This is a genomic window from Rhizobium sp. 007, assembly GCF_015353075.1.
GTDB lineage: Bacteria > Pseudomonadota > Alphaproteobacteria > Rhizobiales > Rhizobiaceae > Rhizobium.
On the sequence record NZ_CP064187.1, the window covers coordinates 1,082,381 to 1,104,985 of the forward strand.

The window sequence follows — 22,605 nt, forward strand, 5'->3', positions numbered from 1 at the left end:
TTGGCAATGTCCGGGCAGGTCGCCCCTTACTTCGGGCAGACATCCCAGAACCCCGTCGTCTTGGCGCTGTTGGTATAGTACCAGCAGTAGCCCGGCTGTGGAGGTGTTCCGGCGTCGGACGCTGCGCCCGCGCCCGCGATAAAGCCGATGGCGGCACCTGCGGCGATCGCACAGCCAGGCCGCCAGTAGCGGTTGGGACTGACGACTACCACCCCGCGTGGCCGGGGGCGACGGGTGGCCGCCCCTGCGGCGCAGCCTCTCGGGCCGTAGGCCGCGGCCGCGCAACCATGGCGGCCACACGCTGCGGCTGCCCGACGGGCCTCCGCAGGCGACGCCAGGAAGATCGGAGCAGCCGCAAGCACGAGAAGAACAAGGAGCGTTGCGACATTGGTGACGAGCGAAATGGTTTTCACGTGAATGCCTCCAGGTTTTTTCAATGAAGTCAGGCTTGCGGCCTCCGGGGTGCTTCTTTGTATTGGTGTGGGAACTCCGACCCGGATTGCTTTGGAGAAGCCTTCGGACAGGCCGTTCTTGCGTGCGCGTTCGTCGATGTGGGCCAGCGCCCTGAGCTCCGAGAGCGGAATCGTCGTATCGACAGCGCCGCGGTCGTAGGCATAGTCGGGAAGGTAGCCGTTGACCAGATCGCTCAGGCCACTTCGGCTAAGCCAAAATTTTGACCCGCTCAGCTCTCGGAGCCTTCAGCGCGTTCGCCACTTCCACTGGATTGAAACGTTTGTCACCCGTCGCGACGCAACGGGCGGTAGTGGGGTCTTCGAGGTTGATGCAGCTACCCGTACCGTGGACCCGCTCGAATTCTCCATCGCCAGCAGTTTTGCGCATATCGCCTTGAACCGAGGCTCTAGCGAGTGATTTCTCGAACTTCCAGCTGTCACGATCAACGATCTCTCGAATCTTGGCTGTTCGGCCAATCTCCAAGAAGGCATCAATGATAAACAGTGACACCTCTGGATCGGACGGTTTCATGGGGCACCTTCTCGGTTGCATTGCTTCGTCTATTCTGGTCGCGGGAACAGCCGGCGCAAGCGTAACAGCACAGGCTGGTTTGTTTCAGGGACGAAGACTGGGTAGGTCCGAGCTGGATGATCCGCAAAATGTGACACCTCCTACTGGTGGTGCGGGGCGGCGGTCTTCGCGTCGGCACGAGAGCAGCGCCACGCAAGTCAAATCATGAATTGTGCGCACAGACCGGCCGTTAGGGCACAACCGCACAGGTTGTGTAGTCAAACATATGTATCTGATGTGACCGACCGACTTGGCTACAGGTATGCGATGAACCTATAGTGGGTATTTGATGTTGCACGTCGGAAAACCCTGCAACTTCAAAGAGCGCATTGTTAAACGTATCTGATGAACCACATCTGAGGTCCCATGGCAAGCCACATCACCTTCGGCATAGACGGAACTGAACCCGAGTTCGGCGCACCGGATGCGGACCGCATCGTTTCCGGCAATCCGCAGTTCCGCACCTGGAACCTGGAGGAGGCCGAAGGCGGCCTCTATTCGGGCATCTGGGAGGCGACGCCCGGCAAATGGCGGATTTCCTATGACGAGTGGGAATATTTCAACGTGCTCTCCGGCCACTCGATCGTCACCGAGGACGGCGGCGAGCCGGTGCATCTGAAGGCAGGCGACCGGATGATTCTAAAGTCCGGTTTCAAGGGAACCTGGGAAGTCGTTGAAACGACTCGCAAGGATTATGTGATCCGGGTTTAGGGCGCAGAGCCTCTGTCCTTTTCAGGGCCGGCGAGGAATTTCTTCGCAAAGTCCGGCGAAGCGATGCGGTTCATCGCATTGCGCAGCGCTGCCGATTCCTCTTCGCCGAAGGCGTTGTCGAAACGCGAATGCGCCTCGCGCCAAAGCAGATGCGCCTCTTCCCATTTTTTGACGCCGATCTCCGTCAATCTTGCCCGCTTCACGCGGCGGTCCTTCTCGTCAGGCACGAGTTCCACAAGCCCGTCGCGGATGAGGGGCTTGAGTGTGTGTCCGAGTGCGGAAAGATCCATCACCAATCCATCGGCCAGAGATTTCAGGGAAGGGTTGCCGTTGAAGTGAATCTGGCTGAGCAGGCCGTATTGCGTCGCCTTGAGCCCGCTTGGTGCCAGCACATCGTCATAGAGCTGGCCGAGTTGCCGGGTGGCGCGGCGTAATGCGCTGTTGCTGCAATAGGCCCAGCTTTCAAATCCTTCTGTCTTCTCGTCCATAATCGCTCTCCTGAGGCGATGTCTGCGGATTGTTGATGATCAGTCAATCGCCACTCGGGAATTTTTCCATCGATCGCTCTTGCGGAAAATCAGGTTCCGATCAATATGGTGGCATATACCACTAAATTCAGATCTCGGAAAGGATTGACCAATGTCTCGCTCGTCTCTTGGAACTGCACTCGTGACCGGCGCCTCCTCGGGGATCGGCGCGACCTATGCCGATCGCCTGGCAAAACGCGGCTATGATCTCCTGCTTGTCGCCCGCGATGCCAGTCGCCTGCATGCGCTTGCCGAAAAGCTGGCGGCAGAGCAGGGCATCAAGGCAGAGGTGCTGCCGGCCGATCTCACGGAGCGTGAAGATGTCCGCAAGGTCGAACAACGGCTGCGTAATGATGAAGACATCACTCTTCTCGTCAACAATGCCGGAATCGGTCCGAAAGGCACGCTGCTGGAGGATGATATCGACTATCTCGAAACGATGATCGAATTGAATGTCGTAGCCGTGAACCGGCTCGGCATCGCCGCGGCGCAGACATTCGCCAGACGCGGCGAGGGCGCCATCATCAACATCGCGTCGGTCGTAGCGCTGATCGCCGAGCGTTTCAACGGCACCTACAGCGCCACCAAGGCCTTCGTGCTCAATCTGACGCAGGCGATCAACGCCGAAGCGGGGCCAAAGGGCGTGAAGGTCCAGGCCGTGCTTCCCGGATTGACCCGGACCGAAATTTTCGACCGTGTCGGCAGCTCCTTCGATCGCTTCCCGCCGACGATGATCATGGACGTGACGGACATGGTGGATGCGGCACTGGCAGGCTTCGATCAGGGCGAACTCATCACCATTCCCTCTCTTCCGGACAATGCCGACTGGAACGCGTTCACCGCTGCCCGTTCGGCGCTTGGCCCCAACCTCTCGCACGACCACCCGGCCGCCCGCTATGGTGTCCCGAGGGCCTGAGGCGGCGCGCCTTGGGACTGCGGCGAACCAACGCAGTCCCAAGTGCCCTTTTTTGAGCAAGCGTTCCGTTTTGATCGAGGCGCTAATTCCGAAGTATTACTACAGCTGACCGCGAGCAAATCACGTTCGCTCATTATATTATATTTAGCTAATTTAACTTGAGATCGCTTTCCACTATTGAAACCGCCATCCGGCCCGATCGCCGCGCCGGCAATTTCGTCCGTACGCCTCTTTTCACGCAATCAATCAACTCTTCTTGGGGAGGGTGACATGCAGGTGTGGAGGGAAACATCCAGAGGGCACCGCCATATCGCTGAATTGCTTGCCGGCCTTTCGATGGCTGCGACAATATTCAATGTCGCCGTGGCCGGCGAGCCTGTGGATATGCAGCTGGTGATCGCGGCTAACGTATCGACATCAATGGATGCGGAGGAAAAGGCGCTGCAGCAGCGGGGCTTCGTCGAAGCGTTCCGGCGCCCGGAAATCATCGAAGCGATCGCAGCAGGCAGGCACGGCCGGATCGCCGTCACTTATGTCGAATGGGGCGGCGACGGACAGCGAAGGCTAGTCATGCCATGGACCATCATCACGAATGAGATCGATTCCTGGATGTTTTCGCTGAAGCTTGAGGTGAGTTTACCGGCAAAGATACGCCGAGGCACGTCCATAATCGGCATACTTTCCTATGCCGATTATCTGATCCGCTCCAGCGGCTATGAGGCGACGCGCTCGCTCATCAATATCTCCGGCGATGGCGTCAACAACAAGGGGCGCGATGTCATGCCCGTCCGCGCCGGCGTCCTTGCCCGCGGCATCACCATCAATGCCTTACCTGTTGTGTATGGCGGATTGCTGGGCGATGAAGGAGAGGTCATATCGCCCGAATACTTGCTTGCCTATTTCCGGAGCGAGGTGATCGGCGGACCGGACGCCTTTGCTGAGCCAGTCGCAGCTCCCGAAGAATATTCCCCGGCAATCTATCGCAAGCTTTTGCGCGAAATCTCCAACATGAGCGAAAATCGCAGCGATCGGCGATAAGGCCCGGCATCGCTGAGCTTTGGCGGACAATCGTCACCAGGCGAGATTCAGCGCATCCAGCCCGTGGAAGTGGTAGACGTCCTTCACAGACGGCGTCTTCGCCAACTTGAGGCCCGGCAGCCGTTCGAAGAGGATCGGCAGGACGACGTTGAGTTCGAGCCTGGCGAGCGGCGCGCCGATGCAGAAGTGAATGCCGGCCCCGAAGGAGAGGTTCGGCGCTTCGTTGCGGTCGGGCCTGAAGCTGAGCGGATCGGTGAATTTCGCCGGATCGAGATTGGCGGCGGCAAGGATCAGGCTCACCTTGTCGCCGCGATTGAAAGAGATGCCATCGATCTCGACGGGCTCCAAGGCCCAGCGCTGGAAGATATGCACCGGCGCGCAGATACGCAGCGTTTCCTCGACCGTGCGCTCCGTCGCCGCTTCGTCTTTGAACAATTCGGCGGGATCACAGCCGCTTTCCAGGATGACGCGGACCGAGTTGCCGATCTGGTGCACGGTCGCCTCGTGGCCGGCATTGAGGAGCACGATCGTTGTCGAGACCAGCTCGGCATCGGTCAGGTACTGGCCCTTGTGCTCCGTGTGGATCATGTGCGTCAGCAGATCGTCGCGCGGGTTGGCGCGGCGCTCGGCAATCACCGCCTTCACATAATTGGAAAATTCGCTTGCGGCTCGCTCGGCGCCGTCCTCGTCTTCGCGCGTGCGGCCGAAAAGATACATGCGGATATAGGCATGTGACCAGGCAAGAAGCTGCGGTCCCATTTCTTCCCGAATGCCAATCATGCGGGCGATCATCGTCACCGGGATGATATCGGCGAAGGCGGAAAGCAGTTCGACCTCGCCCTTGTCCTTGAAACCGTCGATGAGCTTGTTCGCGAGCTCCGCAAGCTCCGGCTTCATCTTCTCGACATGGCGTGAGACGAAGGCGCGGTTGACGAGGGTGCGCAGGCGCGTGTGCTCCGGCGGCTCGAGTTCGAGCAGCGAGTAGCGCTCGGCCAGATCGAAATTTGCCAGATGCTGCTCCGGCTCGGCAAGGCCCAGCTCTTCGCGCGTGGCGATATGCAGGATCTGGCGGCCGAAGCGCCGGTCGCGCAGCAATCCGTTCACATGGTCGTAGCCGGTGAAGAACCACTGCTTTTGCTGTTCCCAGTAAAAGGTCGGACAATGGCAGTGCAGCGCCTCATAGACGTCGTTCGGATTGCCGTAGAAAGCCGGATCGCTGCTGTCGAGGGAAACGCGGCGGGTGGCGGGATCGATCGAGAAAAAGGGCGCTATCATCATGTTCGCAGGCTTAGCGGATTTGACATGCCCCGAAAAGATGGATCGGAAGGTCAGCCGGCGCGCGACAGCGAGCCCATCCGCCGGAGCGCGTCGACCTGATCGTCAACCGTCGGGACCAGCTCGCCGGCATTCTTGTCCATTTCCGCAGGTGCGGGGGCGGCGGCTTCTTCCGCTCCGAAAATGACGCTGCAGTTCCGGCCAGCGGCCTTTGCCGCATAGAGTGCGCGGTCGGCTGCGGAAATCAGCTTGTCCATATTGGTTTCGGCCGCAGAACTGAGCGCAATGCCGATGCTGACGGTGGCCGGCACGATCGCCTCGCCGGTTGCGACCGGCACGCGGCAGAATTCGGCGCGGATCGATTCGGCAAGCGCCTCTGCCTCCATCTGGTCGGCAACGATCGCGAAGGCCGCGAATTCCTCGCCTCCCATGCGGCCGAAGACGTTATCCGGCACGAACTGGCGCGCCGTCCTCGCAAAAGCCGAAAGAACGGCGTCGCCCGCCTGATGGCCGAAACGGTCGTTGACGCGTTTGAAACGATCGAGATCGAAAAGCAGGACTGCGATCTGGCGCTTGTCGTCGAAGGCCTTCTCATGCATTGCATCGAACCGGGCGAAAAGGCCGCGGCGGTTCCAGACGCCGGTCAATGAATCGGTGAGGCTCAAGGCGCGCAAGTGCTTTTCCGAACGTTCCATGATCATGCGGCAGGTGAATGCGAAGGCGATCGTCAGCAGAAAGGCGCTCGCCATGGCAGCTGCGCCGCTGTAGTTGGTCGCTTCCGCGTCGCTCGGCAAGGTCACGGCCATCGTCAGAGCCACGGCAAAGCAAAGCCATGCCTGGACGATGAAGACGGCGGCAAGTTTGCCGCGCGTCGGTTCGCGGCGCATGCCGGCGCTGCAGACGGCCATGGCAAGGCCGGTGGCGCCGGTCGCCGAAGCAAGATTGTAAAGGATGACGCGGTTGCCGGAGTCGTCGTTGACCCAGGGCAGGTAAACGCCGGCAAGCCATATCGCCGGCGGCAGCAGCGCCCACCATTCGATCTTCCGGCGATCGAGCGCCATGAAGCCTGCAACCCAGGCGCTCTGGCCGAGGAGTGCGGTCGCGTTGCCGGCCTCGATCGATAGGATATCGGGGATTTGGCTGCGCAGCGCGATCATGGCAAAACCGGTGCCGCTCAACAGGAAGCCGAGACTCCAATAAAGATAGGCCCTGTTGCGGACGTTATGGCGCCAGGCCATGAACAGCAGCAACGCGAGCGTCATGGCTTCCGCGCACCAGATGGCTAATCCTGTAGTAATATTGAACACGGCAACACCCCTTGGAATGCGGGCATTCTCGCCGCCGAAATTCTCCAGTCGATTAATGCCGGAACGCCTTCTGCCCTATATTCGCCATTAGGCTTTCCACAAGGTAAACCGCCTCGGGACTATCCGAGTGGTATTTAGGGTTCGTTCATCCTGTCGCGGAGAAAAGCTGTGAGCCCCCTTGGTGGCCTCTCCCGGTCAAGCGGCGGCTGGGAGATAGCCCTGTCATGAGGTTCATCCTGCGCCGGCTCCGCTTCTTAACGTTATCCTTATGCGTGTCTTGAAGAAGAGGGCGGTGACACTCTATGTAGGGATGAAGCATTTTCTTTGATTCCCGGCGGCAGCCGGCAGACGTTGGCAAAGGACGCACATGAGAAACCCAGTCGATACCGCTATGGCCCTCGTGCCGATGGTCGTGGAACAGACCAATCGCGGTGAACGCTCCTACGACATCTATTCCCGCCTGCTGAAGGAACGCATCATCTTCCTCACGGGCGCCGTCGAGGATCACATGGCGACGCTCGTGTGCGCCCAGCTTCTCTTCCTCGAGGCCGAAAACCCGAAGAAGGAAATCGCGCTCTATATCAATTCGCCGGGCGGCGTCGTGAGTGCCGGCATGGCGATCTATGACACGATGCAGTTCATCAAGCCCGCCGTTTCGACGCTCTGCATCGGCCAGGCGGCCTCGATGGGCTCGCTGCTTCTGGCCGCCGGCCACAAGGATATGCGCTTTGCCACTCCGAATTCCCGCATCATGGTTCACCAGCCCTCCGGCGGCTTCCAGGGGCAGGCATCCGACATCGAGCGCCACGCCAAGGATATCCTGAAGATGAAGCGCCGGCTGAACGAGGTCTACGTGAAGCATACCGGCCGCAGCTACGAAGAAGTTGAAAAGACCCTCGACCGCGACCACTTCATGGATGCCGACGAGGCTCAGAGCTGGGGCGTGATCGACAAGGTCCTGACGTCGCGCATCGAAATGGAAGGCGATCAGGCCTAGTAATTAATAGGGATGGTGTTTTTGCCGCCACAGTTCTATCCCATTTGTGATTGAACAAGGGGTTTAATGCGGTAGCGAAGACGCTAATAGTAACTATTAATGCTATGTTGAATCTGTATGACATAGCATTCGGCATTCGAAGGGGAGTTCGTTGCCGCCGGAACCCGGGCATGTTTTGGTTGGGTACCGGTTTTTACCCCTTAAAGCCTTGGCCGGCTGATGCTCCGGTGGGAGCAGGCCGGCGGGCCATTGAGTGGACCGCGATTTCACCTTGAAATGCGGCGTGCTGGAAGGAAAGTGATATGAGCAAGGTCAGCGGCAGCAACGGCGGCGACTCCAAGAATACCCTGTATTGTTCGTTCTGCGGAAAGAGCCAGCACGAAGTCCGGAAGCTAATCGCCGGGCCGACCGTCTTCATCTGCGATGAATGCGTCGAACTGTGCATGGACATCATCCGCGAGGAGAACAAGTCCTCGATGGTCAAGTCCCGCGACGGCGTTCCCACGCCCCAGGACATCATCAAGGTTCTCGACGAATACGTCATCGGCCAGCGGCAGGCGAAAAAGATACTGTCGGTTGCCGTCCACAACCATTACAAGCGCCTGGCGCATGCCACCAAGAACAGTGAAGTCGAACTGGCGAAGTCGAACATCATGTTGGTCGGCCCGACCGGTTGCGGCAAGACCTATCTCGCCCAGACGCTCGCCCGCATCATCGACGTTCCCTTCACGATGGCCGATGCAACGACGCTGACCGAAGCCGGCTATGTCGGTGAAGACGTCGAAAACATCATCCTGAAGCTTCTGCAGTCTGCCGACTACAATGTCGAGCGCGCCCAGCGCGGCATCGTCTATATCGACGAGGTCGACAAGATCTCCCGCAAGTCCGACAATCCCTCGATCACTCGCGACGTGTCGGGCGAGGGCGTGCAGCAGGCGCTTCTGAAGATCATGGAAGGCACCGTCGCTTCCGTTCCTCCGCAGGGCGGCCGCAAGCATCCGCAGCAGGAATTCCTGCAGGTCGACACGACGAACATCCTGTTCATCTGCGGCGGCGCCTTCGCCGGTCTCGACAAGATCATCTCGGCACGCGGCGAGAAGACCTCGATCGGCTTCGGTGCGACCGTCAAGGCGCCGGATGACCGCCGCGTCGGCGAAGTGCTGCGCGAACTCGAGCCGGAAGATCTGGTGAAGTTTGGCCTCATTCCGGAATTCATCGGTCGTCTGCCGGTCCTGGCAACGCTCGAAGACCTCGATGAGGATGCGCTGATCCAGATTCTGTCGGAACCGAAGAACGCGCTCATCAAGCAGTATCAGCGCCTGTTCGAGATGGAAGACGTGGAACTCACTTTCCACGAGGATGCGCTCCGCGAAATCGCCCGCAAGGCGATCGTACGCAAGACCGGTGCCCGCGGCCTTCGCTCGATCATGGAAAAGATCCTGCTCGATACGATGTTCGAACTGCCGGCGCTGGAAGGCGTTCGCGAAGTCGTTATCTCCGAGGAAGTTGCCCGCGGTTCTGCCCGTCCGCTCTACATCTATGCGGACCGTCAGGAGGAAAAGGCAAACGCCTCGGCCTGATGCCGGTCCTCGTATGGTTAGATTTAGGGGCTTGCCGAAGGCAGGCCCCTTTCTATTTGAAAAACCGTGTATGGTCCTGTTAATAATGGCTGGCAAGACTGGGAAAACGCTATTGCTGACGTTGCGGAATGTTCCGTCCTTAAAGATGATGGAATGATTCCATAGCGGGTTTTCCGGCCTTGTGTTTTAGCCGGTTCGAAAGCGGTAAGCGTCGATCCAGTTAGGCGCTTCATTGTACTAGCGTTCCGTTGTAATAAAGCTGTCACAACCGTGGAACGCGGGCGTTAGCGTGGCTTGAAATGCATAGTCAGAACCTCCACTTGTAGCCCAAGTGAGAGTGCCGGCCAATCGCATGCGGCCGCGCAAAGAGCCCGGAAACGGGACGATGGAAAGGAAATAAAATGACGAAGAAAACGTCTGTAGCGAGCAGCACTGCCTATCCTGTTTTGCCCCTGCGCGACATCGTGGTCTTCCCCCATATGATCGTGCCGCTGTTCGTCGGACGGGAAAAGTCGATCCGTGCGCTTGAAGAGGTCATGGGTTCTGACAAGCAGATCATGCTGGTCACCCAGATCAACGCAAGCGATGATGATCCAGATCCTTCAGCAATTCATAATGTCGGCACGGTTGCCAATGTTTTGCAGCTCCTGAAGCTGCCCGACGGCACCGTGAAGGTTCTTGTCGAAGGCCGCGCCCGTGCCGAGATCGATGCCTATACCAGCCGCGAGGATTTCTACGAGGCGCTCGGCCATGTGCTCGAAGAGCCGCATGACGACCCGGTCGAGCTGGAAGCGCTGTCGCGCTCCGTCGTTTCGGAGTTCGAGAGCTATGTGAAGCTCAACAAGAAGATCTCGCCTGAAGTGGTCGGCGCTGCCAGCCAGATCGACGATTATTCCAAGCTCGCCGATACGGTTGCCTCGCACCTGTCGATCAAGATTACCGAAAAGCAGGAGATGCTGGAAACTACCAGCGTCAAGGCTCGCCTCGAAAAGGCGCTCGGCTTCATGGAAGGCGAGATTTCGGTCCTGCAGGTCGAAAAGCGCATCCGCTCGCGCGTCAAGCGCCAGATGGAGAAGACCCAGCGCGAATACTACCTGAATGAGCAGATGAAGGCGATCCAGAAGGAGCTCGGAGACGGCGAGGAAGGCCGCGACGAGATGGCCGAACTGGAAGAGCGCATCTCCAAGACCAAGCTTTCCAAGGAAGCGCGCGAGAAGGCCGACGCGGAGCTGAAGAAGCTGCGCCAGATGAGCCCGATGTCTGCCGAAGCAACCGTCGTCCGCAACTATCTCGACTGGCTGCTCGGCATTCCGTGGGGCAAGAAATCGAAGATCAAGTCGGACCTCAACCACGCAGAACAGATCCTCGAAGCCGATCACTTCGGCCTGGACAAGGTCAAGGAGCGGATCGTCGAGTATCTCGCCGTGCAGGCGCGTGCAGCCAAGCTCAAGGGGCCGATCTTGTGCCTCGTCGGCCCTCCGGGCGTCGGCAAGACCTCGCTTGCGCAGTCGATTGCCAAGGCGACCGGCCGTGAGTATGTCCGCATGGCGCTCGGCGGCGTTCGCGACGAAGCCGAAATCCGCGGTCACCGCCGCACCTATATCGGCTCGATGCCCGGCAAGGTCATCCAGTCGATGAAGAAGGCGAAAAAGTCCAATCCGCTCTTCCTGCTCGACGAGATCGACAAGATGGGCATGGATTTCCGCGGCGATCCGTCCTCGGCCCTGCTCGAAGTGCTCGACCCGGCCCAGAACTCGACCTTCATGGATCACTACCTGGAAGTCGAATACGACCTGTCGGACGTGATGTTCATCACGACGGCGAATACGCTGAACATTCCGGCACCTTTGATGGACCGCATGGAGATCATCCGTATCGCCGGCTATACCGAAGACGAAAAGCGAGAAATCGCCAAGCGGCACCTGCTGCCGAAGGCCATCAAGGAACATGCGTTGCAGCCGGAGGAATTTTCGGTCAGCGACGATGCCCTGATGGCGATCAGCCAGCAATACACCCGCGAAGCAGGCGTGCGTAACTTCGAACGCGAACTTATGAAGCTCGCCCGCAAGGCGGTGACCGAGATCATCAAGGGCAAGTCGAAGTCGGTCGCCGTCACGGCTGCCAACATCGACGACTATCTGGGCGTTCCGCGCTTCCGCCACGGCGAAGCCGAGCGCGAGGATCAGGTCGGCGTGGTCACCGGTCTTGCCTGGACCGAAGTCGGCGGCGAGCTGTTGACGATCGAAGGCGTGATGATGCCGGGCAAGGGCCGCATGACGGTCACTGGCAACCTGAAGGAAGTCATGAAGGAGTCGATCTCCGCTGCGGCCTCGTACGTTCGCTCGCGCGCTGTCGATTTCGGCATCGAGCCGCCGCGCTTTGACAAGAGCGACATCCACGTGCACGTGCCGGAAGGCGCGACGCCGAAGGATGGCCCGTCGGCCGGTGTCGCCATGGCAACCGCGATCGTCTCGATCATGACCGGCATTCCGGTCAACAAGGATGTCGCCATGACCGGCGAGATCACCCTTCGCGGCCGCGTTCTGCCGATCGGCGGCCTGAAGGAAAAGCTGCTCGCAGCGCTTCGCGGCGGCATCAAAAAGGTGCTGATCCCGGAAGAAAATGCCAAGGATCTGGCGGAGATTCCGGACAACGTGAAGAACAACATGGAGATCATCCCGGTATCCCGCATGGGCGAGGTGATCAAGCATGCGCTGGTTCGCAGGCCTGAACCGATCGAATGGGATGGAACGGTTGAAACGCCGGTCATCGCGACGGTCGAGGGCCTCGATGAGACAGGTGCAGCCATCGCTCACTGAGCGCTGCCTGCCACATTTATGTCAAAATGCTGCAAAACTCGGAAAAGGCTGGCTTAAAACGCCAGCCTTTTTTGTGAAAACGTCACAGAGCCGCTTGCTTTTCCTTGATTTGCAGGGCTTTTGGGTTGCGGCGGGCCTGATGAAACTTATTCTGTGCCTGGCTTACAGATTTGAGTCGTTTCGAACCATTGAAAGGGGTGGAAACATGAACAAGAATGAACTCGTGTCCGCAGTTGCCGAAAAGGCTGGCCTCACCAAGGCTGACGCTGCTTCTGCTGTCGACGCTGTTTTCGACGTTGTCCAGGCTGAACTGAAGAAGAAGGGCGACATCCGTCTCGCCGGCTTCGGCAGCTTCACCGTTTCTCATCGCGCTGCCACCAAGGGCCGCAATCCGTCCACCGGCGCCGAAGTCAATATTCCGGCTCGCAACGTGCCGAAGTTCACGCCCGGCAAGGGCCTGAAGGATGCCGTTAACGGCTAATGAGATTTCTGGCCGCCGGATAACGAGACTGGCAGCCCAGGTTTGGAGGGGTTCGGCGAAAGCCGGACCCTTTTCCACTTGTGCGCCAGGCATGGCGCGTGGTGTGCGAACACCGTTTGGCCGGGGTGGTATCCGGCCGATGACTTGGAGGTGAGCGTCCTCTGCGGGCCCTGGTGATGGGAACCGTTAGCTGAACAGCAAGGGCGTTGCCGCGAGGCGGGGTCTGAAGGAAGCTGTAGGCAAAGTGCCGGCCTGACGAACAGGAAGCGCATATGAGGCGTCCGCATCCGGGCGAGGGAGCAAGTGTGCCCGAAGCCCGATATCACCCGGAGGGTGCGGGCGTAGATGCGACAGGTATTTGGCACGAAGGTCACGCGTCTTACCCTGGGAGGTCTGCCGACCTGCCCCTGATTTTCAGGTGTTGCTACCGGCGTCGAAAGGTGTCGGGATGGGGCGGCAGAAGTCAGCAGACGCCGTAGTAGCCGGACCAACCGGTGAAGGGCCGAACATGGAGTGCCGTACGGAGGCCGGTCTTTCGATGGTGAGGACAGACGCAGAAGACGGGGCTGAGAGGCTCCGTGCCCATGCTGAGAGCAGCGGCCGGAAGCCGCGATGGCAGACATTGGGTGCATCAGACACCACGGCAGGACCGTCATCCTCTCGACCGGAGGCGAATGAGCGACTGATGGAGACGATCCTCAGCGCGAGAACCTGATGGCGGCTTACCGCCGGGTGGTAGCGAACAAGGGTGTGCCGGGCATCGATAAGATGACGGTGGAACAACTGAAGCCTTACCTCACGACGCACTGGCCACATCAGGGAAGACTTGCTGGCGGACCGCTACAGACCGGCGCCGGTGGCGGAGCGCCCATGATGCGGTTCTGGCCGCGCGGGCCTATGTGGCCGGCGGTCACCGCTTTGTGGTCGATCTTGATTTGGAGAAGTTCTTCGACCGGGTGAACCACGACGTGCTGATGGCACGCGTGGCGCGTAAGGTCACCGACAAGCGGGTGCTGCGGCTGATCCGCCGCTACCTGCAGGCCGGGTTGATGACGGGCGGGATCGAAACGACACGCAGCGAGGGCACCCCGCAAGGTGGGCCGCTTTCGCCGCTGCTATCGAACATTCTGCTCGACGACCTCGACAAGGAACTGGAGCGGCGCGGCCATGTCTTTTGCCGCTACGCCGACGATTGCAACGTCTATGTGCGGTCGCGACGTGCCGGCGAGCGGGTCATGGCCTCGCTCATCAACTTCCTCGCCGAACGGCTGAAGCTCACGGTTAACGGTGCCAAAAGCGCCGTGGACCGACCGTGGAAGCGCACCTTTCTCGCCTACACCATGACCGCCCATAAAGCGCCGCGCTTACTGATTGCGGCGCCGAGTGTGAAGCGGCTGCGGGACAGGTTGAAAGGGGCGTTTCGCGCAGGGCGCGGTCGCGCCCTTGCCACCACCGTCAAAGACCTCGCCCCGATCCTACGCGGCTGGATTGCCTATTTCCGGCTGACCGAAGGAAAAGGGGTCCTGGAGGAACTGGATGGCTGGCTGCGGCGCAGACTGCGCTGCATCCTGTGGGCGGGGAGGGGTCAGCAGATCCGGTGCGATTCCTCCGTGCCGATCTGGCAGGCGATCGCGCTGGTGATGACATCGCCGTTTTTCATCATTCTCGGTGCGCGACTCTTGCTCAGGGAACGCGTTGGTCCGGCCCGTTGGACGGCAACGATCGCCGGCTTTGCCGGTGCGATGATCATCTTGCAGCCCTGGTCGGTCAATTTCACTTGGGCGGCCCTGCTTCCGATCCTCTCGGCGCTGCTCTGGGGCGCTTCCTCGCTGATCACCAAGAACCTGACGGGCATCGAGCGGCCCGAAACCATCACGGTCTGGCTGCTGGTGCTTCTGACGCCCATCAATGGCGGGCTTGCGCTGGCGGCCGGCTTCGAATTTCCGGCGGGCGTCACGCTGGGGCTTTTCGTACTCGCCGGCCTGATGACCGTGCTCGCGCAATATTTTCTCACACTTGCCTATACAGCGGCCGACGCTGCCTATGTGCAGCCCTTCGACGATCTCAAGCTGCCGCTCAACGTCTTTGCGGGTTGGCTCGTCTTCGGCTATGCGCCTACCGGTTACCTCTGGCTCGGAGCGGCATTGATCTTTTGCGCCTCCCTCTTCATCATGCGCAACGAACTGCGCCGCGAGCAGACGGCTGCATAGACAGGGCGGTGCAAAACGCGCCGGCTGTCATGTGTCTGTCATCAGCGTCCCTCAAAAATCCCCCGTTTCGATATTCGACACATGGGGGATTTCATGACCATTTCATCGCGCAAGGCAACACTGGCTGCCGTGCTTCTCGCGTCCGTTGCTTTCCCGGCCGCTGCGGAGCCTGTTTTCAATCGTATTGCGTCCTTCCCGGTTGCCGCAAACCTGCCCGCCGGCAAGGACAAGCTTTCCACGACCTCCGCCGAAATCATCACCGCCACCGATGACGGCAGGACGCTGATTTACAGCGACAGCCCGCTCGGCGCGATCGGCTTCGTCGACATCATCGATGCCAAGGCCCCGAAGGCCGTCGGCGCGCTGATGATGGACGGCGAGCCGACATCCGTTACGTCGGCAGCCGGCAAGGCGCTCGTTGCCGTCAACACCGGCGAGAGTAAGCAGAAGCCTTCCGGCCATCTGGCAATCGTCGACGTTGCCACCAAAAAGATCGAGAACACCTGCGATCTCGGCGGTCAGCCGGATTCGATCGCGCTCAACAAGGACAAGACGCTCGGCACCATCGCCATCGAAAACGAGCGCGACGAAGACGTCAACGACGGCAAGATCCCGCAGATGCCGGCAGGCGATCTCGCTATCTTCCAGGTCAAGGACGGAACGGTCGATTGCAGCACGATCAAGCACGTTGCGCTGACCGGCCTCTCGGCCGTCGCGCCGGAGGACCCGGAGCCGGAATTCGTCGCCTTCAACGGCCAGGATGAGATCGCACTGACACTGCAGGAAAACAACGAGATCGTCATCATCGACGCCAAAACCGCACAGGTGAAGACGCATTTCTCCGCAGGCAGCACCGACCTTTCCGGTATCGACACGAAGAAGGACGGGGCGCTGAAGTTTGCTGGCGAACTGAAGGGTGTTCTGCGCGAACCGGACGCTGTGAAATGGCTGGACGACAACCGTCTCGTCGTCGCCAACGAAGGCGATTATGAAGGCGGCTCGCGCGGGTTCACGATTTTCGATAAGACCGGCAAGGTTCTCTACGAATCCGGCAGTTCCTTCGAGCGCGCCGTGGCTGATCTCGGCCATTATCCGGACGGCCGCTCCTCCTCGAAGGGCGTCGAACCGGAGGGCCTGGAAGCAGCCACCTTCGGAAGCCAGCAATATTTCTTCGTGCTTGCCGAGCGCGCTTCTGTTGTCGGCGTCTACAAGGACACGGGCGCCGACCCGGAGCTCTCGCAGATATTGCCATCGGGCGTTTCGCCGGAAGGCGCTGTCGCCATCCCCTCGCGCAACCTCTTTGCGACCGCCAACGAAGTCGATCTCGGAAAGGACGGCGGCCCGCGCTCGCATGTGATGATCTACGAGCTTGCCGAAGGAGAGAAGGCCTATCCGCAGATCGTCGCGGCCGAGAAGGATGGCAACCCGGTCGGCTTTGCCGCCCTTTCGGGCCTTGCTGCCGTTCCGGAAAAGCCCGGCAAGCTCTTTGCGGTCAGCGACAGCGTGCTCGGCATGCAGCCGACGATCTACACGATCGACGCGACGCAGAAGCCGGCCGTCATCACCGAGACGCTGACCGTCAAGCGTGACGGTGCTGCCGCCCAGAAGCTCGACATCGAGGGCATCGCCGTCGATGAGAAGGGCTGGTTCTGGCTCGCTTCCGAAGGCAACAGCGAAAAGCTGCTGCCGCACGCGCTCTACCACGTCAATCCGAAGGGCGAGATCAAGGCCGAGGTCGCCCTGCCGAAGGAACTGACCGCCAACGAAATCCGCTACGGCTTCGAAGGCGTGACGATCATCGGCTCCGGCGATGATGCAACGCTGTGGATGGCAATTCAGCGTGAATGGAAGGACGACGAGAAGGGCTTCGTCAAGCTCGTCTCCTACAATCTGAAGAGCAAGGAATGGGGCGCCGTGCGCTACCCGCTCGACAAGTCCGAAAACGGCTGGGTCGGTCTTTCGGAAATCTCTGCCCATGGCGACAACGTCTATATCATCGAGCGCGACAACCTCGTGGCCGATGCAGCGAAGTTGAAGAAGCTCTATAAGGTGGCGATCGCCGATCTCAAGCCCGCCAAGCTCGGCGGCGAGCTGCCGGCCGTCGAGAAGACCGAAGCCTACGACTTCGTCAACGAGCTGAAGACGGCCACCAACGGCTACGTGCTCGACAAGATCGAAGGCTTCACCTTCGACGCTGGCGGCAAGGCCTATGCCGTCACCGACAACGACGGGGTCAGCGACTCCTCAGGTGAAACCCTGTTCTTCCCGGTCAACCTGGTCGGCACGAACTGAGGTCCCAGAACTGAAAGGAAATGGCCGGGTCAAACCCGGCCATTTTTGGTTCTGAAAGTTACGCTTACCAGCGCTGATGCACATGCGGTGCAATCAGCCGCTCGTAGATCTCGCGGGTCGCGTCCATCACGTCGTGGGAGAGCGGCGCGAGATCGGCGGCCGCTGCGTTGGCCCTTGCCTGTTCGGCGTTGCGCGCGCCGGGGATGACCACGGTCACGGCATCGTTCATCAGGATCCAGCGAAGCGCAAAGGCTGCCATAGAGGCGCCCTGCGGCACCAGCTTGCGCACCTCCTCGACCGCTTGCAGGCCGACCTCGAAGGGAACGCCCGCGAAGGTCTCGCCGACATCGAAGGCCTCGCCGTGGCGGTTGAAATTGCGGTGGTCGTCGCTTGCGAACTTGGTGTCGCGGGTGATCTTGCCGGAGAGCAGGCCACTTGCGAGCGGCACGCGGGCAATCACGGCGACGTTCCTGCGGCGGGCTTCCTGGAAGAACAGGCGATCGGGGCGCTGACGGAAGATGTTGTAGATGATCTGGATGCTTTCAACGCCCGGAAACTCGATCGCTTTCAAGCCTTCCTCCACCGTCGAAACGCTGACACCATAGCCCTTGATCTTGCCGGCCTTCTGCAGCTCGTTGAGACCGTCGAAGACTTCCGAACGGTAAAGCACCTCCGTCGGCGGGCAGTGGAGTTGGACGAGGTCGAGACTGTCGACCTGCAGGTTCTTCAGGCTGCGGTCGATGAAGCCTTCGAGATTGGCCTTGGTATAGCCGCCGGCGACATGCGGGTTCAGCCTTCGGCCGGCCTTGGTGGCGACCATCGGGCGCGTGCCGCCACGGCTCTTCAGCACGTCGGCGACGATCTTTTCCGATCGGCCGTCGCCATAAACGTCCGCTGTGTCGATGAAGGTGATGCCGGCGTCGAGCGCCGCATTGAGGGCCGCCCGGCCGTCAGCCTCGCTAACCTCGCCCCAGGAACCGCCTATCTGCCATGCGCCGAACCCGACATTGGTGACTGAAAACGGCATGCGGCCGAAAGAATGCTGTTTCATGGGAATCCTCCATTCGTGATGAAAAGCTCGCACGGCGACTATCAGCCAGGCCCCGGGCGGACAAGCGCCTGCGGGGGAAATAGGGCGCCGACGTTGCTTATTCGAGAACGGTGCCGATTGGTCTGGCATATCTTCCCGCTCCACTTCAAATGGGTCGACCGATGACCTACTTTCTGTGAGGGACGCGCCGGATCAAAAAACGAAGAGGCAATAGCATGGAAATTAAGACAGCCGGTTCCCGGCCATCGGCGAAGGCTTCGGCGGACTATTTCGCTGGCACCGTGCGGCTTGATCCGTTGATCGAAGCGCCGGATCCGGCCCGCGTGAGGGTCGTGCACGTGACATTCGAGCCGGGAGCGCGCACCGCGTGGCACACGCATCCTCTGGGCCAGACGCTGATCGTCACGTCCGGCAAGGGGCTTGTGCAGAGCTGGGGCGGCGACATCCGCGAAATCCGGCCGGGCGACACCGTCTGGTTCGCGGCCGGCGAAAAGCACTGGCATGGCGCAGCCCCGGAAACGGCGATGACGCATATCGCCATCCAGGAATCACTGAATGGCAGCGTCGCCGACTGGATGGAGCAGGTCAGCGACGAGCAATATGCCGGAAAGGCCTGAAGCGGCGTCAGACGCGAGAAAATGCGTCGGAAGTCCTGTCAACGCTCAGCTCTTGTGCGGCGGCTGGACTTCGCCTTGAAAACAATTTCCGGACTGTCATGGTTTTGTCTCCAAACCTGCTTGACACTCAAATGCGAACCCCTTAGTTAGCCGCTCATCGAAGCGGCCTGTCCGTTTTGACAAGGATGCGAAAGCTCCGGATGACTTGAAATGAAGTGCGGGTGTAGCTCAGTCGGTTAGAGTGCCGGCCTGTCACGCCGGAGGTCGCGGGTTCGAGCCCCGTCACTCGCGCCATTTTAAGATGTGCCGCAAGGCGCTTTCCGGCCTTTCCTTCAAGATGCGCGGGTGTAGCTCAGTCGGTTAGAGTGCCGGCCTGTCACGCCGGAGGTCGCGGGTTCGAGCCCCGTCACTCGCGCCATTCTTTTCTCCGAGCCATGCAGTTTTTGGTTGGCTGCCATGCAACCTCTCGCAACTTGTGCGTATTTGTCGCGACATCGTTGCATCTGCTTGATAATGTCGCATCCTCACAGGTGGAATTGGCTTTCTAAAAGTCTTGCACCATTGCTCCGGCTGCGCTAACCACGGCTTGTTGCAACGCACGTTCGCTTGCCGGGCATTTGCCCGTTGCGCTGCCTGGCGCATTCGGCAAGCAGGGATGAACATGATGACTGAACTGCTCAGTTCCTATATTCCGATCGCTATCTTCATCGGCATTGCCCTCGTCATCGGCCTGGCGCTTCTGATTGCGCCGTTTGCCGTGGCCTACAAGGCGCCCGATTCGGAAAAGCTTTCCGCATACGAATGCGGCTTCAACGCCTTCGACGATGCTCGCATAAAGTTCGACATCCGCTTCTATCTCGTGTCGATCCTCTTCATCATCTTCGACCTCGAAGTCGCCTTCCTCTTCCCCTGGGCCGTTTCCTTCGGCGCCATCGGCTGGTTTGGCTTCTGGTCCATGATGGTCTTCCTTGGTGTGCTGACCATCGGCTTTATCTATGAATGGAAAAAGGGAGCCCTGGAATGGGAGTAGCCCCAAGCGACAAGGCGCTCGTCGCACCGCATCCGAAAGGCGTGATCGACCCGGCAACGGGCAAGCCGATCGGCAGCGACAGAGCCTTCTTCGGTGAAATCAACGATGAGTTGGCTGACAAGGGCTTTCTTGTTACCTCGACCCGCGATCTCATCACCTGGGCCCGTACGGGCTCGTTGATGTGGATGCAGTTCGGTCTGGCCTGCTGCGCTGTCGAAGGCCTGATGCAGGTTTCCGGTCCGCGTTACGACATGGAGCGCTTCGGTGTTGCTCCGCGCGCTTCGCCGCGCCAGTCGGACGTCATGATCGTTGCCGGCACGCTGACCAACAAGATGGCACCCGCGCTCCGCAAGGTCTACGACCAGATGCCCGAGCCGCGCTACGTGATCTCGATGGGCTCCTGCGCAAACGGGGGCGGCTACTATCACTATTCCTATTCGGTCGTGCGTGGTTGCGACCGCGTCGTTCCTGTCGATATCTACGTGCCGGGCTGTCCCCCCACGGCGGAAGCGCTGCTTTACGGCGTGCTGCTTCTGCAGAAGAAGATCCGGCGGACCGGAACGATCGAGCGCTAAGGGCGGAGGACTGTCATGAGTGAAGCCTTGAGCGAACTGTCTTCGTATCTCCGCGAGATGCGCGGCGATCTATTTCTTGATGCGTCCATCAGCCATAATGAGCTGAACGTAACTGCAGCGCCGGAAACGATTCTGGCCCTATTGACGTTCCTGCGTGACGACGCCCGCTGCGGCTTCATCAGCATGATCGATATTTGCGGTGTGGATTGGCCGCAGCGCGAGAAGCGCTTCGACGTCGTGTACCACCTGCTGTCGCCCAAGCAGAACCTGCGCATCCGCATCAAGGTTGCTGTGGCTGACGGCGAGTCGGTGCCGTCGGCAACCGCGGTCTACCAGGGTGCTGAGTGGTTCGAGCGCGAAGCTTGGGACATGTACGGCATCCCTTTCTCCGGTCATGCCGACCTTCGCCGTCTTCTCACCGACTACGGTTTCGACGGCCATCCGCTGCGCAAGGATTTCCCGACGACAGGTTACGTCGAGGTGCGTTACGACGATACAGCCAAGCGCGTCGTCTACGAGCCCGTCGAGCTGAAGCAGGAATTCCGCAATTTCGATTTCATGTCCCCCTGGGAAGGCACGGATTACGTACTGCCGGGAGACGAGAAGGCTGCGAAGTAACGATGAGCCTCGTATCTCTTGAAGCCTCTCGGTTCGCCGTCTCATGCCAATTGCCAGCGCGGAGCGCGTCGCTATGATTGAACATAACGTTCGCAACTTTACGATCAATTTCGGTCCGGAACACCCGTCCGCGCACGGCGTTCTGCGTCTCGTGCTCGAGCTCGACGGCGAGATCATCGAGCGGGTCGATCCGCATATCGGCCTTCTGCATCGCGGCACTGAAAAGCTGATCGAGACGAAGACCTATCTGCAGGCCGTTCCGTATTTCGATCGCCTCGACTATGTCGCGCCGATGAACCAGGAACACGCGTTCGCGCTCGCCGTCGAAAAGCTGCTCAAGCTCGAAATTCCGATTCGCGGCCAGCTGATTCGCGTTCTTTACTCGGAAATTGGCCGAATCTTGTCGCACATCATGAACGTGACGACGCAGGCCATGGACGTCGGCGCTATGACGCCGCCGGTTTGGGGCTTCGAAGAGCGTGAAAAGCTCATGGTGTTCTACGAGCGCGCCTGTGGCGCGCGCATGCACTCGGCCTACTTCCGTCCGGGCGGCGTTCACCAGGATCTCCCGCCGGAGCTCGTCGAGGACATCGGCAAGTGGTGCGATCCGTTCCTGAAGGTTCTGGACGATATCGAAGGCCTCCTCACCGACAACCGCATCTTCAAGCAGCGTAACGTCGATATTGGCGTGGTGTCGCTGGCGGATGCCTGGTCGTGGGGCTTCTCGGGTGTGATGGTTCGCGGTTCCGGCGCTGCCTGGGACCTGCGTCGCTCGCAGCCCTACGAATGCTATTCCGATCTGGAATTCGATATCCCTATCGGTAAGAACGGCGATTGCTATGACCGTTACCTGATCCGCATGATCGAAATGCGCCAGTCGGTTCGCATTATGAAGCAGTGCGTCGAACGCCTGATGGGCAGCGCCAAGACAGGCCCTGTTTCGTCGATCGACGGTAAAGTGGTTCCGCCGAAGCGCGGCGAGATGAAGCGTTCGATGGAAGCGCTCATCCACCACTTCAAGCTCTACACCGAAGGCTATCACGTGCCGGCCGGCGAAGTTTATGCGGCCGTCGAAGCGCCGAAGGGCGAATTCGGCGTCTACGTCGTCTCGGATGGCAGCAACAAACCGTACCGCTGCAAGATCCGTGCACCTGGCTATGCTCACCTGCAGGCGATGGACTTCCTCTGCAAGGGCCACATGCTCGCTGACGTGACGGCTATTCTCGGCTCGCTCGACATCGTGTTCGGCGAGGTGGACCGCTGATGCAGCTAGCCGCGCTTTCAGCAGCCGTTTTCCTCATGGCATCCGGAGCGTTCGCTCAGGATAATCAGGGATTCGGCCAGAAGCTGGGCGCGCAGGATGTAGCGCCTCCGGGCGGCCAGGCCTCTATGGGCGAGCTATTGTCTAGGGGCTATGAAATCAAGGCTGCCGTTCCGAACGGCAACAAGTTCGTTGTGTTTATGCAGAAAGACCAGTCGGCCTATGCTTGCGAGATGCAGTCTCTGACAGCCTCGCGGTGTGGGACCCTAAACTGACA

Annotated in this window: 20 protein-coding genes, 2 tRNA genes and 2 pseudogenes; 18 read left to right on the forward strand and 6 right to left on the reverse strand. The window is 60.0% G+C overall.

Annotation, left to right across the window (positions count from 1 at the left end; translation table 11 throughout):
• Positions 1 to 26 precede the first annotated feature (26 nt).
• Complete coding sequence (locus ISN39_RS05325) at positions 27 to 413, reverse strand: hypothetical protein (protein WP_194729393.1); 387 nt, start codon at positions 411 to 413, stop codon at positions 27 to 29.
• A 247-nt stretch (positions 414 to 660) separates the two neighbouring features.
• The gene (locus ISN39_RS05330) at positions 661 to 984 is read right to left on the reverse strand and encodes a hypothetical protein (RefSeq protein ID WP_194729394.1); all 324 of its coding nucleotides are present in this window, start codon (positions 982 to 984) and stop codon (positions 661 to 663) included.
• A 405-nt stretch (positions 985 to 1,389) separates the two neighbouring features.
• On the opposite strand from ISN39_RS05330, the gene ISN39_RS05335 reads away from it, so the two are divergent.
• Complete coding sequence (locus ISN39_RS05335; protein WP_194729395.1) at positions 1,390 to 1,734, forward strand: cupin domain-containing protein; 345 nt, start codon at positions 1,390 to 1,392, stop codon at positions 1,732 to 1,734.
• Here ISN39_RS05335 and ISN39_RS05340 read toward each other — a convergent pair.
• Positions 1,731 to 2,222 carry a MarR family transcriptional regulator gene (locus tag ISN39_RS05340; protein ID WP_194729396.1) on the reverse strand — a complete coding sequence of 164 codons (492 nt, stop codon included), beginning with the start codon at positions 2,220 to 2,222 and terminating at the stop codon, positions 1,731 to 1,733. The two genes, ISN39_RS05335 and ISN39_RS05340, sit on opposite strands and share 4 nt — an antisense overlap.
• 151 nt (positions 2,223 to 2,373) lie before the next feature.
• Here ISN39_RS05340 and ISN39_RS05345 point away from each other — a divergent pair, with 151 nt between their 5' ends.
• Positions 2,374 to 3,177 carry an SDR family oxidoreductase gene (locus ISN39_RS05345; protein ID WP_194729397.1) on the forward strand — a complete coding sequence of 268 codons (804 nt, stop codon included), beginning with the start codon at positions 2,374 to 2,376 and terminating at the stop codon, positions 3,175 to 3,177.
• A gap of 270 nt (positions 3,178 to 3,447) precedes the next feature.
• The gene (locus tag ISN39_RS05350; RefSeq protein WP_194729398.1) at positions 3,448 to 4,215 is read left to right on the forward strand and encodes a DUF1194 domain-containing protein; all 768 of its coding nucleotides are present in this window, start codon (positions 3,448 to 3,450) and stop codon (positions 4,213 to 4,215) included.
• A gap of 33 nt (positions 4,216 to 4,248) precedes the next feature.
• On the opposite strand, the gene ISN39_RS05355 is transcribed toward ISN39_RS05350, so the two are convergent.
• Together ISN39_RS05355 and ISN39_RS05360 are read right to left on the reverse strand one after the other, a co-directional pair.
• Positions 4,249 to 5,493, reverse strand: a complete 1,245-nt coding sequence (locus tag ISN39_RS05355) for a cytochrome P450 (protein ID WP_194729399.1) — start codon at positions 5,491 to 5,493, stop codon at positions 4,249 to 4,251.
• Between the two features lie 50 nt (positions 5,494 to 5,543).
• The gene (locus ISN39_RS05360; RefSeq protein ID WP_194729400.1) at positions 5,544 to 6,797 is read right to left on the reverse strand and encodes a GGDEF domain-containing protein; all 1,254 of its coding nucleotides are present in this window, start codon (positions 6,795 to 6,797) and stop codon (positions 5,544 to 5,546) included.
• A gap of 367 nt (positions 6,798 to 7,164) precedes the next feature.
• On the opposite strand from ISN39_RS05360, the gene clpP reads away from it, so the two are divergent.
• From clpP to ISN39_RS05395, 7 genes and pseudogenes are all read left to right on the forward strand, one after another.
• The gene (gene clpP / locus ISN39_RS05365) at positions 7,165 to 7,794 is read left to right on the forward strand and encodes an ATP-dependent Clp endopeptidase proteolytic subunit ClpP (RefSeq protein ID WP_039844551.1); all 630 of its coding nucleotides are present in this window, start codon (positions 7,165 to 7,167) and stop codon (positions 7,792 to 7,794) included.
• Between the two features lie 302 nt (positions 7,795 to 8,096).
• Entirely contained in the window at positions 8,097 to 9,374 is a 1,278-nt protein-coding gene (gene clpX, locus ISN39_RS05370) for an ATP-dependent Clp protease ATP-binding subunit ClpX (protein ID WP_022714809.1), read from the forward strand.
• A 401-nt stretch (positions 9,375 to 9,775) separates the two neighbouring features.
• Positions 9,776 to 12,193, forward strand: coding sequence for an endopeptidase La (lon, locus tag ISN39_RS05375; protein WP_074067394.1), 2,418 nt, complete (start codon positions 9,776 to 9,778; stop codon positions 12,191 to 12,193).
• Positions 12,194 to 12,398: 205 nt separating this feature from the next.
• Positions 12,399 to 12,674 carry a DNA-binding protein HupB gene (gene hupB, locus ISN39_RS05380; RefSeq protein ID WP_028739578.1) on the forward strand — a complete coding sequence of 92 codons (276 nt, stop codon included), beginning with the start codon at positions 12,399 to 12,401 and terminating at the stop codon, positions 12,672 to 12,674.
• Positions 12,675 to 13,573: 899 nt separating this feature from the next.
• Positions 13,574 to 14,191: pseudogene (locus ISN39_RS36110) on the forward strand (reverse transcriptase domain-containing protein); the annotation flags it as partial.
• Positions 14,192 to 14,278: 87 nt separating this feature from the next.
• Positions 14,279 to 14,884, forward strand: a pseudogene (locus ISN39_RS05390) (DMT family transporter); the annotation flags it as partial.
• 81 nt (positions 14,885 to 14,965) lie between these two features.
• On the forward strand, positions 14,966 to 17,176 hold the full coding sequence (locus ISN39_RS05395) for an esterase-like activity of phytase family protein (RefSeq protein ID WP_194729401.1): 2,211 nt from the start codon (positions 14,966 to 14,968) through the stop codon (positions 17,174 to 17,176).
• A 64-nt stretch (positions 17,177 to 17,240) separates the two neighbouring features.
• On the opposite strand, the gene ISN39_RS05400 is transcribed toward ISN39_RS05395, so the two are convergent.
• The gene (locus tag ISN39_RS05400; RefSeq protein ID WP_194729402.1) at positions 17,241 to 18,227 is read right to left on the reverse strand and encodes an aldo/keto reductase; all 987 of its coding nucleotides are present in this window, start codon (positions 18,225 to 18,227) and stop codon (positions 17,241 to 17,243) included.
• A 215-nt stretch (positions 18,228 to 18,442) separates the two neighbouring features.
• Here ISN39_RS05400 and ISN39_RS05405 point away from each other — a divergent pair, with 215 nt between their 5' ends.
• The 8 genes from ISN39_RS05405 (at position 18,443) to ISN39_RS05440 (ending at position 22,603) form a co-directional block, all read left to right on the forward strand.
• Entirely contained in the window at positions 18,443 to 18,844 is a 402-nt protein-coding gene (locus ISN39_RS05405) for a cupin domain-containing protein (RefSeq protein ID WP_194729403.1), read from the forward strand.
• A 217-nt stretch (positions 18,845 to 19,061) separates the two neighbouring features.
• Positions 19,062 to 19,138: transfer RNA gene (locus ISN39_RS05410), tRNA-Asp, on the forward strand.
• A 47-nt stretch (positions 19,139 to 19,185) separates the two neighbouring features.
• Positions 19,186 to 19,262: transfer RNA gene (locus tag ISN39_RS05415), tRNA-Asp, on the forward strand.
• A 246-nt stretch (positions 19,263 to 19,508) separates the two neighbouring features.
• Positions 19,509 to 19,874, forward strand: coding sequence for an NADH-quinone oxidoreductase subunit A (locus ISN39_RS05420; protein WP_194730109.1), 366 nt, complete (start codon positions 19,509 to 19,511; stop codon positions 19,872 to 19,874).
• Positions 19,865 to 20,449: an NADH-quinone oxidoreductase subunit B gene (locus ISN39_RS05425; protein WP_194729404.1), complete on the forward strand. Its 585-nt coding sequence runs from the start codon at positions 19,865 to 19,867 to the stop codon at positions 20,447 to 20,449. Before ISN39_RS05420 ends, ISN39_RS05425 begins: the two co-directional genes overlap by 10 nt.
• A 15-nt stretch (positions 20,450 to 20,464) precedes the next feature.
• Positions 20,465 to 21,067 carry an NADH-quinone oxidoreductase subunit C gene (locus ISN39_RS05430; protein ID WP_194729405.1) on the forward strand — a complete coding sequence of 201 codons (603 nt, stop codon included), beginning with the start codon at positions 20,465 to 20,467 and terminating at the stop codon, positions 21,065 to 21,067.
• Positions 21,068 to 21,140: 73 nt separating this feature from the next.
• On the forward strand, positions 21,141 to 22,331 hold the full coding sequence (locus ISN39_RS05435) for an NADH-quinone oxidoreductase subunit D (RefSeq protein WP_194729406.1): 1,191 nt from the start codon (positions 21,141 to 21,143) through the stop codon (positions 22,329 to 22,331).
• Positions 22,331 to 22,603 carry a hypothetical protein gene (locus ISN39_RS05440; protein WP_194729407.1) on the forward strand — a complete coding sequence of 91 codons (273 nt, stop codon included), beginning with the start codon at positions 22,331 to 22,333 and terminating at the stop codon, positions 22,601 to 22,603. The genes ISN39_RS05435 and ISN39_RS05440 overlap by 1 nt, the downstream gene beginning before the upstream one ends.
• Positions 22,604 to 22,605: the final 2 nt, after the last annotated feature.

Bases quoted from the DNA above. Each gene is read 5' to 3' on its own strand.
- hupB (WP_028739578.1), top strand. From the start codon at position 12,399: ATGAACAAGAATGAACTCGTGTCCGCAGTTGCCGAAAAGGCTGGCCTC.
- ISN39_RS05400 (WP_194729402.1), bottom strand. From the start codon at position 18,227: ATGAAACAGCATTCTTTCGGCCGCATGCCGTTTTCAGTCACCAATGTC.
- ISN39_RS05440 (WP_194729407.1), top strand. From the start codon at position 22,331: ATGCAGCTAGCCGCGCTTTCAGCAGCCGTTTTCCTCATGGCATCCGGA.
- clpP (WP_039844551.1), top strand. From the start codon at position 7,165: ATGAGAAACCCAGTCGATACCGCTATGGCCCTCGTGCCGATGGTCGTG.
- ISN39_RS05420 (WP_194730109.1), top strand. From the start codon at position 19,509: ATGACTGAACTGCTCAGTTCCTATATTCCGATCGCTATCTTCATCGGC.
- ISN39_RS05435 (WP_194729406.1), top strand. From the start codon at position 21,141: ATGATTGAACATAACGTTCGCAACTTTACGATCAATTTCGGTCCGGAA.
- ISN39_RS05345 (WP_194729397.1), top strand. From the start codon at position 2,374: ATGTCTCGCTCGTCTCTTGGAACTGCACTCGTGACCGGCGCCTCCTCG.
- ISN39_RS05335 (WP_194729395.1), top strand. From the start codon at position 1,390: ATGGCAAGCCACATCACCTTCGGCATAGACGGAACTGAACCCGAGTTC.
- ISN39_RS05350 (WP_194729398.1), top strand. From the start codon at position 3,448: ATGCAGGTGTGGAGGGAAACATCCAGAGGGCACCGCCATATCGCTGAA.
- ISN39_RS05395 (WP_194729401.1), top strand. From the start codon at position 14,966: ATGGGGGATTTCATGACCATTTCATCGCGCAAGGCAACACTGGCTGCC.
- ISN39_RS05425 (WP_194729404.1), top strand. From the start codon at position 19,865: ATGGGAGTAGCCCCAAGCGACAAGGCGCTCGTCGCACCGCATCCGAAA.
- ISN39_RS05405 (WP_194729403.1), top strand. From the start codon at position 18,443: ATGGAAATTAAGACAGCCGGTTCCCGGCCATCGGCGAAGGCTTCGGCG.
- ISN39_RS05330 (WP_194729394.1), bottom strand. From the start codon at position 984: ATGAAACCGTCCGATCCAGAGGTGTCACTGTTTATCATTGATGCCTTC.
- clpX (WP_022714809.1), top strand. From the start codon at position 8,097: ATGAGCAAGGTCAGCGGCAGCAACGGCGGCGACTCCAAGAATACCCTG.
- lon (WP_074067394.1), top strand. From the start codon at position 9,776: ATGACGAAGAAAACGTCTGTAGCGAGCAGCACTGCCTATCCTGTTTTG.
- ISN39_RS05340 (WP_194729396.1), bottom strand. From the start codon at position 2,222: ATGGACGAGAAGACAGAAGGATTTGAAAGCTGGGCCTATTGCAGCAAC.
- ISN39_RS05430 (WP_194729405.1), top strand. From the start codon at position 20,465: ATGAGTGAAGCCTTGAGCGAACTGTCTTCGTATCTCCGCGAGATGCGC.
- ISN39_RS05355 (WP_194729399.1), bottom strand. From the start codon at position 5,493: ATGATGATAGCGCCCTTTTTCTCGATCGATCCCGCCACCCGCCGCGTT.